Source organism: Maribacter algae (genome assembly GCF_047345745.1).
Lineage (GTDB): Bacteria > Bacteroidota > Bacteroidia > Flavobacteriales > Flavobacteriaceae > Maribacter.
In genome coordinates this window covers 271,592-288,021 of sequence record NZ_JBLFES010000004.1, presented here as the reverse complement: position 1 = coordinate 288,021, position 16,430 = coordinate 271,592, and the positions used below count along the sequence as shown (strand labels likewise).

The following is a 16,430-nucleotide window of genomic DNA, read 5'->3' as shown; positions in this document are numbered from 1 at the left end:
AAACTAGTTTTGTAAGATGAAGATAGCAATAGTATGTTATCCAACTTTTGGTGGTAGTGGCGTTGTGGCTACCGAGTTGGGAATAGCACTGGCAGAACGGGGACACGAGGTTCATTTTGTAACTTACAAACAACCCGTACGTTTGGATTTATTGACCAATAACATCCATTTTCACGAGGTACACGTCCCGGAATACCCCCTGTTTAAATATCAGCCTTACGAGCTCGCCTTATCCAGTAAACTGGTGGATACGATAAAATTGTACGGCATTGATCTTTTACATGTACATTATGCCATTCCCCACGCCTATGCAGGTTATATGGCGAAAAAGATGTTGGAGGAAGAAGGAATTCATGTTCCTATGATCACCACTTTGCATGGAACGGATATTACTTTGGTGGGGAAACATCATTTTTACAAACCGGCAGTGACTTTTAGCATCAATCAGTCGGACGTGGTCACTTCCGTTTCCCAAAGTTTAAAAGAAAGGACCTTGGAAATATTTGATATTAAAAAGGAGATTAAAGTTGTTCCTAATTTTATCGATAAATCAAAATATAGTATTTCTTTTACCGATTGCCAAAGAGCCAATATGGCAGATGACAATGAACGTATAGTAACGCATATTAGTAATTTCAGAAAGGTGAAACGCATTCCTGATGTGATAAGTATATTCTATAAAATTCAGGAACAGATACCTGCCAAGTTAATTATGGTAGGTGAGGGTCCCGAAAAAGAAGGAGCAGAAGTTCTTAGCGAACAACTTGGAATTGCCGATAAGGTAATTTTCTTGGGAAACAGCAATGAAATTGATAAAATACTTTGCTTCTCGGACTTATTTCTTTTACCATCAAAATCGGAAAGTTTTGGTTTGGCAGCGTTGGAGGCAATGATTAACAAAGTTCCGGTCATATCTAGCAATACTGGAGGAATACCAGAGGTAAATATTCATGGAGTAACAGGCTTTTTGAGCGATGTTGGTGATGTAGATGAGATGGCCAATAATGCTTTGAAAATACTGAAAGATGATATTGTACTGGAAGAATTCAAACAAAGAGCAGTATTTGAAGCCCAAAAGTTTGATATTTTGAATATTCTACCTTTATATGAAGAACTTTATGAGAACGCTTATAAAAGCAGGTTCAAAAATGCTTAGATGCTTATCATTAATTTTTGTTATAGCCATTCTTAGTACGGCTTGTAAAGGGCAAAAGAATATCTCTGCGAGTAATATTGATGACGATAACGTAAAAATGGAACTTATTGTTCAAGATAATTATAGTGGTGCAGAAACTGAGGAGCATCTTCTAATCAAAGACCAAAAAGCCTTAATGAAATTTTATGGGCAAATAAACAGAACTAGAAAACCCGGTTTGCCATTGCCTGCGGTAGACTTTGAAAAAGAGATGCTTTTTGTTTGGTGTTCCGGTGAAAAATCAAGTGCAAATCCTAAAGTACCATTTATCACTAAAGAAACGGATTCCTCTTTTGTCATTCAAAAGAGAAAACTTCAAAAATCAGACACTACCAATGCATTGGTTAGTCCTTTCTATATCTATAAAATGCCGCTCAGCAAAAAGTTAGTTGTTATTGAGTAGTTTATTTACATCGTTGAAAAATAGCCTTTTATCTATCTAACGAGAATCCTTGTCATTCATAGTTCTTTTTTGATATTATTTTATATTGAACTTAGTTTTGCTCATTAGAACCCTAAATTTAATTTACTATGAAGACCTCATCACTTATCATAATCTTATTTGTATTTCAAGGTATTTTTACATTGCAGGCACAAGATGAACTACAAATTACTGCTAAAGACAGTATTGTACAAAGTTCTTGGATCGTTGGTATAGGGATAAATGCCGTAGACGATTCCGGAAATGTCTTTGATGGGTTGTTTAATGTAAGTGATGAATGGAATATTCTACCTTATCCATCTAGAGTAAGTATCGGTAGATATTTTAAAAATGGATTAGGAATTGAGGCTATAGGTACCTTAAATAGATACAAGGAAGGCAAAATTGTTGACCAAAGCATAAACACCGATGATATTAATTATTTTGGGGTAGATGCTCGAATTACATACGATTTGAACAAGATTATAGGTCAGACAGCTTGGTTTGACCCTTATGTTGGTATTGGTGCCGGTTATACTGATGCCAACAATATAGGAAGAGGTACTTACAACGCCGTTGTAGGATTTAGAACTTGGATTTCCGATAAATGGGGCTTGGATTTTAATTCGTCGGGAAAATGGGCCATGAGTCAAGACGGTGGAGCAACAAATCATTTACAGCATGCTGCAGGTGTTGTTTATCAATTTGGAATAGAAAAAGGATTGTCAAAAAGGGGAGAGGAAAAACAAGAATTGTTAGCAGCTATTGAAAAAGAAAAACAACGCCAGCAAGATTCTATTAATGAAGTGAACAGGTTACGGGATGAAGCACTATTGGCGGAGCGAATGAAAAAAGAAAAAGAAGCTGCACAATTAGCGGCTGCCGAACAAGCTAAATTAGACGCGGAAAATAAGCGAAAACAAGATATCACCAACAGAATAAATAGTTTGGGACATGTATATTTTGGCTTGAATTCCTCCGTTCTAAGGAAAGAATCGGAAATACTGTTAGATTCCTTAACGCTTATATTAAATGAAACCCCAGCACTAAAGCTGCTGATTACGTCGCACACAGATTCTCGGGGCAGTTCCAAGTATAATGATTGGTTATCGCAAAGAAGGGTCGAAAAGACAAAAGATTATCTGATTTCGAAAGGAATAATGTCCGATAGGCTAACTACCGAAGCCTATGGTGAACAAAAACTACTTAACGGATGTGACGATAATACCTATTGTCCTGAAGAAAAGCATAAGGTGAATAGGAGGTCTGATTTTCAAGTAATTAGTTTCTAAACTTAATATTAATATATTACTTGATTAAGATATAAGGGGTTGTAAATAAAATCATATATGGCTTTTTCTTTAGTCATTCTTAAATATGATATAATGATTGATTGAAAGTATAGGCTAAATCCATCCTTATTTATGAACTGTAATAATCGGTATTGAAAGGTTTTAACCATTCCAAAATCATATCCTCCCCATTAGTATCGTTTATTTTCAATACTTTTTGAAATTCTTTTATTTTATCGTTAATCTCGAAAATAGAATTTTCTACTAGATAAATACGGGCAAAAACTTGTTTTTCTGTGCCTAACATATCGGAAGAAATAATGTCTCCGGTTTTGAATCTATCCAAAATAAAGATCACACTATTATCGGATTCTATCGTATCCAAGCCTTTAATTGAAGTAATTTTACCACCCTTTAGTAAAACCCAAATTGTACAGGACATTTTTCCTTTAAACATATAATCATTCTTTTCAGCTATATCATCCTCGCCGAAAACACCGGTCAATGCAAAATTTATAAGCATTTCTCTATGGTCAAATCCGTTAATATGTTCAATTGGGATATTGGGCGCCTCGCCTTGTAATCTAAATCCGGGATCGTAGGCATAGATGATATTGTCCTCAACAAAAAATTGGATATTCAAAATACCATTTTGAATGTTCAGTGCTTTGAATAATTCACATAATTTTGGATGCACCGTTTTTACAAATAAATCAGAATATTTTGAGGGGAAGATGGCTCCAATGCAGACTGGACTTGCATCTCCTTGTTTTTTTGTTGTTACCCTATCGGAAACTGCCGATAAGTAAGGTATGCCGTTTCTAAAGGTATAATAAGCGGCCATGTCATCACAATCCATATACCTTTCAACCAAAACAACACCTTTTTTGGAGAACTCTAGAGCCGTTTTGACAGACGCATTATAATCCTTTTCATCTCTACAGATTTTCATACCAACGCCGCCGCCATTATCTACCGGTTTGACCATAAGGGGATAACCTAAATTATGTGGCTTGTCTATATTGTTGCTATCTATATAAATACCGGGAATATCCTGAATATTATGCTTAAGACAGTATTTTTTGAATCCGTCTTTACTACAAAAGGCTTTAACGGCTTCCTCGGTAACGTAACAGGGAAAGCCCAATTTATCACAAATTTCTTTGTAAGGTTTTACTAAAATATCCGCTACCCCTACTATTACTCCATCAACGTTATTTTCCTTTGCCACTTTTACTACACTGTCAATATCAAAAACATCTAGGTCATAGCTTTTGTCTCCAACTTTTTTTGCTGGAGAATCAGGACTCATATCTATTACGATCGTATATATTCCCATTTCCATAGCCGTTTTAACAAAAACAGCAGTCTCCGGATTTCCCCCTAGTATTATAAGTTTTTTATTCATGTTAACTGGTTGATAATTTGTGTAGGTTTTGAAAGTATGTAATATAATTATTTATGGAGCAAACTTTTATCTAAAATTTGTTTTTCTTGAAATATAAAATTTTCATCAAAACCAAGATTATGGAGAACGTCATCAATATCCTTTTCGTTGGTAGTTATCGTGACTATCTTTTCGTTGTCTATACCCATTAATTGCAATTCTGTTTTAATTAGCTCATAAATAGAAGGATTTATAGTTGCAATTATTAAATAATCGAATTCTTCATTTGTTATAGAACTGATAGGTTGTACTAAATTTTCTCCAATTTTTAAGTTATGAAAATCAACGTCTATCCATTGAACGACTTTAAAGTAACCGCTTTTAAGATTTGTCGTTAAAATGTGCTGTCCAAAAGACCCAGAGCTATAAACGACCACCTTCGAATTCTTCTTTATTTTTGAGAAAGGATTGAAAAACACATTGCCGGCCTCGTTGAGAACAACCCCTCCAGATCTCACAAGGATTTGTGAGTATAAATATAACTTTATTTGTAATTGTAAACTTTTCTTATCTAAAACCGTACTGAGTTTCGCTTTTAATAAATTCATTAGTAATCCTAAACGATAATACTCCGTTTTTGGGTTTTCTATCGATTTGACTATAGAATCATGCCTTTGTCTATAGTAGTAAAGCGGAATACTACTAATTACCAATCTCTTGGTAATTGACAAGTAGGAATATGTTATTGCGGCATCTTCGCCCATAATTATCTCGTTTGGAATTTCGGAAAGAACAGGAACTAATAATTCTTTTTTGAATAGCTTGTTCCAAACATATGTGGAGATTCCATGTTCGCAAAAATTACCGTTATAAATAGCATTCGGAATTATCGAGGATTTGAGTTTACTTTCATCATAAATCCCCACCATTTTTGGTTTAATCGTTTCAATTTTCCCATTAAACTCTCTAAAATGCCCTGTTATTACTAAGTCTGCATTATTTGCTTCAGCTAGCTTGAATAGGGTATCCAAGTAATATTTATCTACCCAATCATCCCCATCCACATAGGCAATGTATTTTCCTTTGGCATGTTTAAGCCCCTCTTTTCTTGCACTTAGGAGGCCACCATTTTTTTTATGGATTACAATAATTCTTTTATCGTTTTTGGCATAATCATCACAGATTTGAGGACAATTATCAGGACTTCCATCATCTACCAATATTAGTTCAAAGTCTACAAAGGATTGCTGTAAAAGACTATCAATACATTTTGGAAGATATTGCTCTATTCGATATATCGGAACAATAACACTGATTTTAGTTGTGCTCATGGGGTGAAATTTTATCGACTCCAAAATTAGTCAAAACTATGCACTTTAAAGCAATGGCTTTTGGCTTTAAAAGTGTAAGAGAGCCTTTTCATAATATAGCTAAAAAGTTTTAAAAAGGCATAATCTGGATTCTCAAATGTACTCCCCACCGGTTACCCTTATAATTGAGCCTGTGGTCATTGCGGAGTCATCAGAGATAAGGTGCATTACTGCCGGTACAGGATCAAAACGGTTTAACATTCTTCCCATAGGAAGTATATTCGATGCTTTTTTAATAAGTTCTTCCTCACTCATACCTTCTTTAGATCTCAATTCAACTTCGCCCTCTGTATTTGTCCAACCCATCACGATATAATTTGATCTGATTCCAAATTTTGCGTAGTGGTGTGCAATATGATTAGACAATGTGTAGAGTGCACCTTTGGTCAGTGCATATGGTGCTCGATCAATTTCCCCATAATCCATGTGAGCAGATCCAAAAAATATAATAGAACCAAATTTTTGTTCCATCATGTATTTTAATACATATTGCAATAAGAAAAACGGAGCTTTAAGATTTATGTTGAAAACGCTATCATAGACGTTTTCTTCCGTGTCTATGATTGAAGATACCGGAGTTATTCCGGCATATAACACCAAGGCATCTATAGTTCCGAAATGTTCAAGGGTCTGTTTGTAAAAATTCTTAATTTCAACAATACTGTTCAAATCTATTTTATGAAAATATAGATTGCCTTCCGAACCGAAGGATTTGATTACTTCATTACCCTCATCAGTATTTCTGCCACTAAAAGCTACGTTATAACCTTTTGTTAGACAAGATCGTAAAATTTCCTTTCCAACACCTTTGGCACCTCCCAAAATCATTACTGTTTTCATAAACCTAAAACTATTCTAATTTGAACTATAACAATGTCATACACTAGGTTTCTCATTCAACTATTTGATGAGAAAGTCATTTATGTTACTCTATACTGTTTCTTTTTGGCGTTAGCTGTTTGGTGTGGCACCTTAACTTTATATGGTAATACATAAAACGGGTGGGGATAAGATGAGCCAATAGATATTTCTTTTTGCGCAATAGCATTGGCTTAAGTCGCAATACGTATCTAAAAACATGTTCAGGCTTTAAAAAGAAATCTTTGACCAGTCTTATTTTTTGTGCGCTATCAAAATTTTCTCCCATGGCGAGCCCAACGGAAAAATTCCCAACGTTTTGGTAGAATCCCTTATAGATTTCTACTTCTCTTCTGACCTTTCTTTTACTTGCAAAAAGGCCTATTCTAAGGGCATGGTCTGTCATCTCGTACTGTTCCAAATCATAGTCATAACAAATAGTTTTAAGACTATGGGTGAGTTCCTTGAAACGACTGAACATAAAGTCTTGGGTTTCACGGATAAATTTCTCGAATATCTTTTTGTCAATTTCTTCGTGATGTTCTATCGTATAAGAATCATCTTTATTCGTGTAGGCAACGGTACTGCCATGACCTGCCGCTAATAGTTGCTCATTCAATTCAACGTTGGCCATCAAAATATGATCAAAAAAATCAGGATAGGGGTATACGCTAAAATTAAGTCCATTCTTTATGGTTCTTTTCCGTATGTTATTTATTTCTCTTACCCCTAAATAATAACCATGGACCTCTATTTTTTCATTAAAGAAATCATATAAGCGATTTTGCATAGTCCCCCCCCAACCAACATCCGCCAAATGGAAGCCATCGGATTCGATATCAACATTAAAAGAACTTAAATAATTTTTAAAAAACCTTTTTTGATCGTTACGTGTTTTATCATAAGCTTCTATGAACCGCTCATTTTTCATAAGCGTTTCAAAAGTTTTGGAATCTAGGAAATTTTCTAGAACCTCATCTTTTTTTTCCTCCAAACCAGCATTTTTAACGATGCTTAAAATTATTTCTTGGGTAAAATTGAAATTTTTTAGAAAACTATTTATTGATAACGTTGGCCATCTTCTTTTCAAATACTCAAATTCTTCTACCTTCAAATCCTTGAAAGATGCCAACATAAGTGAATTTCTAGAAGCTTTGAAGTAATAAGCAGTTATGTTATCTTTTTCGTTAATAGACACCTCATTTTGATAATAGTCAAATAGCTTTTTAAGAAACAATCCTTCTCGAGCCAAAAAAAAGATGGTTTTGATATTGTCTTTTTTCGCTTTTTTATATAGACGCTCTATATAAACGTAATAGAATAGAATGTAATCACTGTGTGGGGGTGCTGATTTATTATTACACTTTTTATAAAGATTACGTACCACCCTTCTATAACTACGCTGATCTGAATTTTTTAAGATTTTTTCCTTGGTAATTATATTAAGCTCATTGTATATATCAATTACTTGTATTTCTGATTCATTGAAATTGGAATTTTTAATGTTTGAGTTTGCATTCAGTATGGCTACTTGTTCCCATCCCAAAGCTAGTTTGTCCAATATATTGGCGTATATGTTCCACGATTGTTCGCTATGTTTAAAATCGGCAGGAACATGAACAGCTTCAAAAATATTGTCAAGTTCATAATACGCTATACACTTTTGAAGAAGTTTGGAAGAAACCGATATTTGAGATACACAATGAATGGTATATCCTTTTTCCTTGATTTTTTTTAATGCTTGTACCAATTTCGCATTAGGATTTTTAATCAATACTTCAGCTTTGAAATCCAAATCCAAAAAATACGCTTTGAATTTGGAAAATTCATTATGCCTAATATTATCGGTACAAACTAATCTATTGTAAACTTCTGGGATTAGCTCTACAGAACTGACTTCAATTATCTTTTTATTTGATTCTTCCGCTAAATGTTTTTCAGCTTCTTTTCTTAATAAATAAAGTTCATCGATTTTTAAACCAAGTCCAAGTTCGCGTATCATTAATTTTGACCATAACCTATGAATATGGTCTTGTTGTACACTTTCATGTATAGTCAAATCATGAAAATCACAAAAAATTACTTTACAATTTTTAATGGACGATAACTTAGAAAAAAGTTTATTGGACATTTCCGCTTTGTGAAGTGGTTTTTAATTTGAAAATTGATTGACTTATATTATTGGTCATAATACGAAACGTAAATAAACGGTTTTAATTACGCGAAGTATTCTTTTTTTAATTTGAAAAAAGAACTCGAATGATTTTTAACGAATAAACCAGTTAATTGTATATTTTTTGTAAGTAATAAGAAATTATTTATCGTAATTCGCGACTTAAATTGTGTATATAGAGCTAAGATAATTAGTAAATTACTTTTAAAGATTAATAACGAAAAACAAATTAAAATATGTACCGATTATTTTTTAAGAGGTTCTTTGATTTTATCGCGGCTTTTTTTGGTTTGCTTATATTTTCACCCGTTTTGGTAATATTGATAATATTATTAAGCTTAGTAAACAAAGGGACGCCTTTTTTCTTTCAAAGAAGACCTGGAAAAAATAATGAAATATTCACTATCATTAAATTTAAAACAATGACAGATGAGGTGGATGAAGCCGGGGAACTTTTACCAGACTTTGAGCGTATGACAAAGGTCGGGAATTTTGTGAGAAAGTATTCCCTTGATGAAATACCACAGCTAGTGAGTGTTCTCAAAGGTGATATGAGCCTTATTGGCCCGAGACCATTATTGGTAAAATACTTGCCGCTGTATTCAAAGGAAGAATTGCGAAGGCATGAGGTGAAGCCTGGAATTACCGGTTGGGCCCAGGTGAACGGCCGTAACAGCATAAGTTGGCCAGAAAAGTTCAGCTTAGATGTGTACTATGTTGACAATCTTTCTTTTGTATTGGATGTTAAAATTTTTATTTTGACTGTTGCCAAGGTTTTCAAATCCGAAGGTATAAATAGTAGTGATAGTAAAACCATGACCACTTTTACAGGGCATAACTCATAAAGAACATTCACTTCAGAATTACCCAAATACCCTTATAAATGAATAGCCAGTTAATTGCAAAGGCCAAAAGCCTAGAATCTGTAAAATATGTATTCTTTGATTATTATGATACGGTAATACACAGAAAAGTACACCCCTTAAAACCTTTCAAAATTTGGGCAAAGATTTTAAAGACCAAGTTAAAGCTCTCAATTTCCATTACAGAAATCTATGAGATAAGAAGAGGAGCTATGAAATCACTTAGCAAAAAGCTGGGCAGAGTAGAATCTGAGCTTAGTTACCATGTCGTGATTAAGGAAATTTATGAGAGGTTGTTGGAAAAGAAAGAGCTAAGTTTAGAAACGTCTTTTGAAAATTTTTTAAAGTATTCTTCTGAAGCAGACTTTGAATCGGAATCTAGCGTGCAATACTTGAACAAAAAAACGGTGGCCGATTTAAAAATGTTGAAGGAATTGGGCTATAAAATATATTGTGTTTCAGATTTTCATTCAGATGAAGAGCTGATTTCCCAACTTCTTCGTTATCATGAAATAGAACATCTTTATGATAAAATTTTTGTCTCCGCTTCACAAAATGCTAGTAAGGAAAATAAAGGCTTTCTATTTCAGCATATAAAAGAGAAAGAAGAACTGCAATTTAATGAGATTTTAATGGTTGGGGATAACCCGGTAAGCGATATAGCCAATGCAAAGTTACATGGTATGGAAACACACTACCTTAAACGTTATGGACATAAGCTTAAGCAAAAATACCAGTTTTTAGTTTTAACACTAAACCATTTTTTTTGACCAATTTAAAGCTTCAATATGCTTTTCATTTTAGAAAGCTAAATGGGGCGCATAGGATATTTCTATGGGTTTAAAATTACTATGTGTCTTATTCATTAGGCGTTTGAGGTTTTTCCTTTTAAATATTGACCATCCAAATGGTTGGCGAGCCTCAAGGCCAGGGCTACAATGGTCAGGGTAGGGTTGGATACACCAGAGGTTGTAAAAACGGAGGACCCTCCAATGAACAAATTGTTTACACTATGGACTTTACAGTTTTTATCTACTACGCCCTCTTTCGGGTTGTTGCTCATACGTGTTACTCCTAGATGATGGTAACCTCCACTGAGTAATTTGGACCACTCGATTTTTTCTTTTAAAAGCCAGTCATCTATTTTAAGGCGCCCTATTCCTAGCCTTCCCAATTCTGAACCTAAAATAATATTGGATTTTAAAATTGACAATTTATCGGATTCCGATAATTGCCAATTAAGTCTTACATGGGGAACACCCAAGGCATCTTTGGTATCGGCCAAATCAACTCTAGAATCAGGATTTGGAGCTTGTTCACATCTTGTATTAAAAATGTAATGAGATGTTTCTATTTTACCATCTTCCTTTATTTTCACCTCTTTTTTGTTGATCACTAATTTCTCTATAATCCAGTCAACGGAATCATCTCCAATTATATTTCTAAGCTTTCCTACATTTTTGACTCTTTTATCAAGTCTTTGCCATTGGTCTAAATAACTTTTAGGGTTTTTGCTATAACCTAAAGACCCCGCTTCTGATTTTGTTACAATTCGAGTTGAGTAATTCTGCAATTTTAATTTACGTTGTATTTCCTCAGAAGTGGCAAACATTCCAAAGGCTTTTGAATTTAGGGAGTGATCATAATAAAAACCCATTTTAATATGGGAAAGCAATAACATATCAGAGGTGTCAACATGTGGTTGGTCCATAAAGTACCTTCCAACCAAATCATTTTCGTTACCTACTCCTTTGTTAATAACATTATTGGAATTGAGCAAGTGTCTTACATTTTGAAAAGCGCCACAAGCCAATACAAATACTTTGGCCTTTACCGTATGTGTTTTTTTACTTTCCAAAGTGGATAATGTAAGACTTTCGACCTCATTGCCATATTCTGTTAGATTTATGTAAGTAAGGTTTGCATTTGTTATGAGCCTTACATTTTTGGACTCTACAATATCCTTCCTGAATTTTGTTCCAAATCTAGTAGGTGCACTTTTTTGGAAAACTTTGGTTCTGGCCAATTTGTTGTTAAATGCAATAAATTTTTCATCCAACTTTTTCTCCCAATGATCGGTGCTGTAATTATATTCCTGAAGATCACAAATTTCGTGAGCCTCTTCATAGTACTTATCCAAGTCTTTCTTTTTGATGGGCCATCCACTATTTGCAACCCAGTCTCTTTCTTCAAAATCTATATCGTCCAAAGTAGAACATTGCCCAGTCCAATGCCCCGTTGTTCCACCAAAAAAACGTAATCTACACGGTTGTATGGGAAAATAGTTCTGTCCTATGTTTTCACCAGCATTTAAAGCATGAGTGTCGGCGTCATAATCAAATCCTCCACTTTCCAAAAGCAAAACGGAACGGCCTAATTCATCTAGTTTGCGAGCAAGCGAAATACCTGCAGCACCGGCACCGACAATACAAATCTCGGATTCGATTATTTTCTCTATTTCCTCTGATTTAAGAGTTTGTTTCATTTTGCATTTTTTGAACTAAATGATTTATTTCTGTTTTGGAGAGTACCCAACCGTCACAAATTTCAATATTTTCCCCATTGAAATCTTCTATAATGCTGTTGCGTAACTTATCTGGCGATTGCTCCTGAACATCAGGAACATTTTTTTCTTTACTTAAATGAGCTTTCGCAATTTTTTCTAGATCCTCATCGGATAAAAACTCCTCGATAAAAGGATGAAAAATTCCATTTGCAGGGTCATCTTGAGTATATACATATGCCAACGAACCAACTGTGGCCACACAAACTGCCGCTCCGGTCCTTAGAAAAAATGTTCTTCGTTTCATAGCTCTATTTATTTTTGAATGACTTATTGCTGAAAGAGTTATCTATCTTAATTTTAAAGTTAACAATTGTTAGATTATATATCAATCTCTGTTTTTCAAAACATCTTCAAACTACTCTAAAATATTCTAACGAAAATTTTTAAAATAACGTGTTTAAACTATAAAAAGATTGTGAATCAATAACAAAAGAAATATATAATTAATTCAATTGGGCAATGATTCGTTCATACGCATGTTTTGGCGTTAGATTGTTTATCATATACTCATACCCTTTTTGTCCCATCTCTTTTCGTAGTGTTTCGTTTTCATATAACCGTAATAAATTTTCAGTAAAAGTTTTTGTATCTCCTGATACGGACCAAAAACCGCAGCCAATTTTTTCCTGTTCAACTCCAAAATCTGTATTCTTATCTACAGCGGCCAATACAGGTATTTTAAATTTGTAATAAGCATTTACTTTTGAAGGATAATTAGGGATGGTGAAATTCTCATTAAGTGATACCAGTCCTATATCGGCTATTTTTAAAATATCTGAAAATTCAATACGTGTTACGCTATCCACAAAAATCATGTTCTTTAGTTTTTTTTCCTTGGCCATTGCAATAATCCGTTCTTTCTCTGATCCCCAACCGATAATCAAAAAAGCAAGGTCCTCTAAATGTTGAACACTTTCCGCTAGATGTATGATATTTTCCATTTGTTGGGGCATGCCAATATTGCCACCATATAATGCTACCACTTTATTTGAAATGTTGTAGCGTTCTTGTAATTCAATTGTAACACTTTCATCTCTCTCATTTGTATCCAATCCTTCCCAATTGGGAAGTAAATGTAATTTTGAAAAATCCATATAGGGATTATGCCTCTTTATGTAGTTAACGTTCCCTGGTGACATACATCCTATAAAGTCAGACTTTTTATACAATTTTTTTTCCAGTTTTCTAAAATAGCGATAGGCAGGCCCCGTTTTAGATATCAGCTCTAAATCAACTCCGTTTTGTGGAAAAATATCACGTAGAACAAGATATAACTTGGCATTGGAGCGTTTCTTCATCCATAGGGCGACAGAAATTAAGGTTATCGGGGGAGTAGGAATAATGATTAAATCGAAATCAATTTGAATCTTCATTTTTTTTAATGCCCTTTTATATTGATAGGGTAACAAAATATTGGATATTCCTTTTTTGATTAGACCGTTTCCAAATAATCTTAATGTTGGTACTCTCAATACATTTACACCAGCCTCTATGTTTAGAGATATTTCATCGTTTTCTTCTAGTGTAGGAGCAACAACAAATGCTTCATGTCCATTTTCGAAAAAAGTGGACATTAAATCAGTGTAGAGGTTAGGCTCAGAGGTGATACTAGAATATTTAAGGGCAATAAATGCGACTTTTTTCATAAATTATTTAGGGATAGACTCGAATTTTCATAGGTGATTTTGAGTAGATAAATCAGTAGTAGCTGTAAATTAATTACCTCATTTACCAACTGTTATGAACACTTTAAATAAAAATGAACTAATAATACTTTTTTTAAAAAATACTATTGAATTCACTCTTTTTCAATAGGGTAACGAAATTCATGGTATTTTATTCTTTATGATTTAGTTTTGGTATTAAATTTTTACGTTATCGTTTAAAATGTTTATATGGCAATTTCATATAATATATTTCGTTAATATAATTTCTTTAAATTATCCCTTTTTACATTTTATTTTAAGAGATAATACTTATTAAAATAGGATGTTTAACTAGATTTGAAACCTACGATAACAACAGAAAGAATTACTTTTAGATATTACATTTGAATAATTTTAAGAATAAATAATCTTGGATAAAATTACTCGAAATATTGAAAAAAGGAAAGAAATTAAAAATGTCTTCACAGATCTTTTTGATACGTTATTGCATAGGACCGTTCATCCATATGAAGTCTATCGCATATGGTCAAAAATGATGATCGGCGAACTTGGATTGGAAATTGACATCATAATTTTATATAAAATACGTCTAAATGCCATTGAGACGCTTACTGGAGACTTGAGTTGTAACAAAGCAGAAATACCCTATGATAAATTAGTGACTGATATCTATAATCGGCTGATCAATGCCGAGTACCTTAAGCCATCTCTTAATTTTTCTGTTTTTTTTGATGTGTTTTCGGAGACGGATTATCTAGCGGAAATATCCGTTCAATTTATTAATGAAGGATTGATCAGTAATCTATCCTATTTGAAAGAAAAGGGTTACCGGATTTTTGCTATTTCGGATTTTCATTTACCCAAAGTAATTATTGATAGAGTGTTGGCATTCCATGGTATCAAAGATATTTTTGATGATGTCTTTGTTTCATGTGATTACGGAAAAAGCAAAGAGAATGGGAATCTATATCCATATCTTTTAAAAGAAACAAATTCTATAGCCGAAAAAACGGCAATGTTAGGGGACAATAAAAAAAGCGATTTTTTAAATGCAGCCAAAAACGGAATATTTGCTCAATATTTAAAACATACCAAACATAAAATCAGAAATAAGAAAAATCTGTTTGGCACGGTTGAAAACGATTTTAAATCCATATGTAAAAAGATTGAGAGAAACTGTAGAAAGAGTAACTTCATATTTAGTGAATACATCATACATTTTTATTTTTTTACTGAAAGACTCTATTTAGAATGTAGAAAAAAAGGAGTGAAAGACCTTTTTTTTCTCGCAAGGGAAGGACATTATTTAAAGGAATTATTTGACAAATACCAAGCCGTAAATAGTGTATTCGAAGATTTTAAAATAAACACACATTATTTAAAAGTATCGCGGCACGCTGCAATGCAAGTTTCTTTTAAGGAAATAGAGGTAGAGGAATTTGCTTACATAAAAAAGAAATATGATAAAATGTCCACAAGAGATTTTTTAGACTCTTTTAGTATTAATAGTGATACTGCAGAACTTTTAGGCAAAAGAGTAAATATAGACTTGGACGCTATCATTGATGATTTTGTTTCATCGGATGTACTTGAATCCTTAAAAAGAGAACCCTTATTTGTTGAACACTATAACAAGAATAGAAAGGAACAAAATCATGCTTTTAAGGAATATCTGAATTCTTTTAATGTAGATTTCCATAAAAATGGTGTCACTTTGGTAGATGTAGGTTGGGGAGGTACCATGCAAGAATGTATTCATGAATTTTTAGGAGGAACCATAGCTGTAACCGGTTATTACATTGGATTAAAAGAAATATATACTATTACCGAAAAAACTAAGCGTTTTGGGCTAAATTTCTCTATTTACCCGTACAGGGATTTTTCTGATGAAATATTGCTTGCAAATGGTCAACTTTACGAACAACTTTTAGCCGCTCCGCACGGAAGCACCGTCGGCTATAGCGTGTCTGAAAATTCTCCTACCATAGAATTTCATGAAGCAAACGAAAAGAAAATTTTTGAAAGTTACATAGCTCCAATTCAAGACTTTATGAATCTTCAATTTGATAAGCTTTGTAAAGAACTAAGACCTATTTCATATTCGCAGGAAATAGCTCAAAAGTATATGACTAATATGGCATTGCGACTGGGATTGTTAGCAGGAAAAAAGAAGATAAAATTTATACACCAAATTTCCCAAGGGTTTTATCAAAATGTGGGAGCTAATGAAGTAGGCATAAATTATGATCCAAACGAACTGGGATTCACGAAATCAAAACTACTCGGACAATTTATAATTTCGCCAGAAAAGATATTTAGATATTTGGTAAAAATTAAACCTTTCCTATTCAGAAAAAATAAGTTTTGGATGGGTTGGATATTAAACTTATCCTATTACCATATAAAATTAAATCGTTGGTTGAAAGAAAGATTTTTTAGAAAAAAGCTTTTATGAAATAATCATTATCGTTTTCGTAGAATGTTGTATTAATGGTAGTTATAACAGGTTTTAATAGTAAAACTATTAATAGTTTGAAACTTTATTTAGGAATACTCCCCTTGGCATTATTTTTTATCGTTTAAACTATTTTTTTTTAAGCACTGTTTAATTAAGAATATTTTTATATATGATTAGCAT

General features: G+C 33.3%; 13 protein-coding genes. 6 read left to right on the top strand and 7 right to left on the bottom strand.

What is annotated here, in order from left to right; genetic code table 11:
* The first annotated feature begins 16 nt into the window (after positions 1-16).
* The 3 genes from bshA (at position 17) to ACKWBX_RS15845 (ending at position 2,908) form a co-directional block, all read left to right on the top strand.
* Entirely contained in the window at positions 17-1,156 is a 1,140-nt protein-coding gene (gene bshA, locus ACKWBX_RS15855) for an N-acetyl-alpha-D-glucosaminyl L-malate synthase BshA (protein ID WP_413969702.1), read from the top strand.
* Complete coding sequence (locus ACKWBX_RS15850; RefSeq protein ID WP_413969701.1) at positions 1,119-1,598, top strand: hypothetical protein; 480 nt, start codon at positions 1,119-1,121, stop codon at positions 1,596-1,598. Before bshA ends, ACKWBX_RS15850 begins: the two co-directional genes overlap by 38 nt.
* A 128-nt stretch (positions 1,599-1,726) precedes the next feature.
* Complete coding sequence (locus ACKWBX_RS15845; RefSeq protein ID WP_413969700.1) at positions 1,727-2,908, top strand: OmpA family protein; 1,182 nt, start codon at positions 1,727-1,729, stop codon at positions 2,906-2,908.
* Between the two features lie 130 nt (positions 2,909-3,038).
* Here ACKWBX_RS15845 and ACKWBX_RS15840 read toward each other — a convergent pair whose 3' ends face one another.
* From ACKWBX_RS15840 to ACKWBX_RS15825, 4 genes are all read right to left on the bottom strand, one after another.
* Entirely contained in the window at positions 3,039-4,316 is a 1,278-nt protein-coding gene (locus ACKWBX_RS15840; protein ID WP_413969699.1) for an ATP-binding protein, read from the bottom strand.
* 47 nt (positions 4,317-4,363) lie between these two features.
* On the bottom strand, positions 4,364-5,626 hold the full coding sequence (locus ACKWBX_RS15835; RefSeq protein ID WP_413969698.1) for a glycosyltransferase family 2 protein: 1,263 nt from the start codon (positions 5,624-5,626) through the stop codon (positions 4,364-4,366).
* A gap of 132 nt (positions 5,627-5,758) precedes the next feature.
* On the bottom strand, positions 5,759-6,505 hold the full coding sequence (locus ACKWBX_RS15830; protein WP_413969697.1) for an SDR family NAD(P)-dependent oxidoreductase: 747 nt from the start codon (positions 6,503-6,505) through the stop codon (positions 5,759-5,761).
* Between the two features lie 85 nt (positions 6,506-6,590).
* Positions 6,591-8,525: a hypothetical protein gene (locus ACKWBX_RS15825; protein ID WP_413969696.1), complete on the bottom strand. Its 1,935-nt coding sequence runs from the start codon at positions 8,523-8,525 to the stop codon at positions 6,591-6,593.
* Positions 8,526-8,932: 407 nt separating this feature from the next.
* Here ACKWBX_RS15825 and ACKWBX_RS15820 point away from each other — a divergent pair, with 407 nt between their 5' ends.
* Positions 8,933-9,541, top strand: a complete 609-nt coding sequence (locus ACKWBX_RS15820; protein ID WP_413969695.1) for a sugar transferase — start codon at positions 8,933-8,935, stop codon at positions 9,539-9,541.
* Positions 9,542-9,579: 38 nt separating this feature from the next.
* Complete coding sequence (locus ACKWBX_RS15815; RefSeq protein ID WP_413969694.1) at positions 9,580-10,329, top strand: HAD-IA family hydrolase; 750 nt, start codon at positions 9,580-9,582, stop codon at positions 10,327-10,329.
* A gap of 95 nt (positions 10,330-10,424) precedes the next feature.
* Here ACKWBX_RS15815 and ACKWBX_RS15810 read toward each other — a convergent pair whose 3' ends face one another.
* The 3 genes from ACKWBX_RS15810 to ACKWBX_RS15800 all read right to left on the bottom strand — a co-directional run bounded on the left by ACKWBX_RS15810 (position 10,425) and on the right by ACKWBX_RS15800 (position 13,771).
* Complete coding sequence (locus ACKWBX_RS15810) at positions 10,425-12,044, bottom strand: FAD-dependent oxidoreductase (RefSeq protein ID WP_413969693.1); 1,620 nt, start codon at positions 12,042-12,044, stop codon at positions 10,425-10,427.
* Positions 12,028-12,369 (bottom strand): hypothetical protein, encoded by a 342-nt coding sequence (locus ACKWBX_RS15805; protein ID WP_413969692.1) that lies wholly within the window; start codon positions 12,367-12,369, stop codon positions 12,028-12,030. Before ACKWBX_RS15805 ends, ACKWBX_RS15810 begins: the two co-directional genes overlap by 17 nt.
* Before the next feature lie 199 nt (positions 12,370-12,568).
* A complete protein-coding gene (locus tag ACKWBX_RS15800) occupies positions 12,569-13,771 on the bottom strand; it encodes a glycosyltransferase family 4 protein (protein ID WP_413969691.1) in 1,203 nt (400 codons plus the stop codon).
* Between the two features lie 430 nt (positions 13,772-14,201).
* On the opposite strand from ACKWBX_RS15800, the gene ACKWBX_RS15795 reads away from it, so the two are divergent.
* Positions 14,202-16,247: an HAD family hydrolase gene (locus tag ACKWBX_RS15795; RefSeq protein WP_413969690.1), complete on the top strand. Its 2,046-nt coding sequence runs from the start codon at positions 14,202-14,204 to the stop codon at positions 16,245-16,247.
* Positions 16,248-16,430: the final 183 nt, after the last annotated feature.

Coding starts and splice junctions, on each gene's coding strand:
- bshA (WP_413969702.1), top strand. CDS start 17: ATGAAGATAGCAATAGTATGTTATCCAACTTTTGGTGGTAGTGGCGTT.
- ACKWBX_RS15850 (WP_413969701.1), top strand. CDS start 1,119: ATGAGAACGCTTATAAAAGCAGGTTCAAAAATGCTTAGATGCTTATCA.
- ACKWBX_RS15845 (WP_413969700.1), top strand. CDS start 1,727: ATGAAGACCTCATCACTTATCATAATCTTATTTGTATTTCAAGGTATT.
- ACKWBX_RS15840 (WP_413969699.1), bottom strand. CDS start 4,316: ATGAATAAAAAACTTATAATACTAGGGGGAAATCCGGAGACTGCTGTT.
- ACKWBX_RS15835 (WP_413969698.1), bottom strand. CDS start 5,626: ATGAGCACAACTAAAATCAGTGTTATTGTTCCGATATATCGAATAGAG.
- ACKWBX_RS15830 (WP_413969697.1), bottom strand. CDS start 6,505: ATGAAAACAGTAATGATTTTGGGAGGTGCCAAAGGTGTTGGAAAGGAA.
- ACKWBX_RS15825 (WP_413969696.1), bottom strand. CDS start 8,525: ATGATACGCGAACTTGGACTTGGTTTAAAAATCGATGAACTTTATTTA.
- ACKWBX_RS15820 (WP_413969695.1), top strand. CDS start 8,933: ATGTACCGATTATTTTTTAAGAGGTTCTTTGATTTTATCGCGGCTTTT.
- ACKWBX_RS15815 (WP_413969694.1), top strand. CDS start 9,580: ATGAATAGCCAGTTAATTGCAAAGGCCAAAAGCCTAGAATCTGTAAAA.
- ACKWBX_RS15810 (WP_413969693.1), bottom strand. CDS start 12,044: ATGAAACAAACTCTTAAATCAGAGGAAATAGAGAAAATAATCGAATCC.
- ACKWBX_RS15805 (WP_413969692.1), bottom strand. CDS start 12,369: ATGAAACGAAGAACATTTTTTCTAAGGACCGGAGCGGCAGTTTGTGTG.
- ACKWBX_RS15800 (WP_413969691.1), bottom strand. CDS start 13,771: ATGAAAAAAGTCGCATTTATTGCCCTTAAATATTCTAGTATCACCTCT.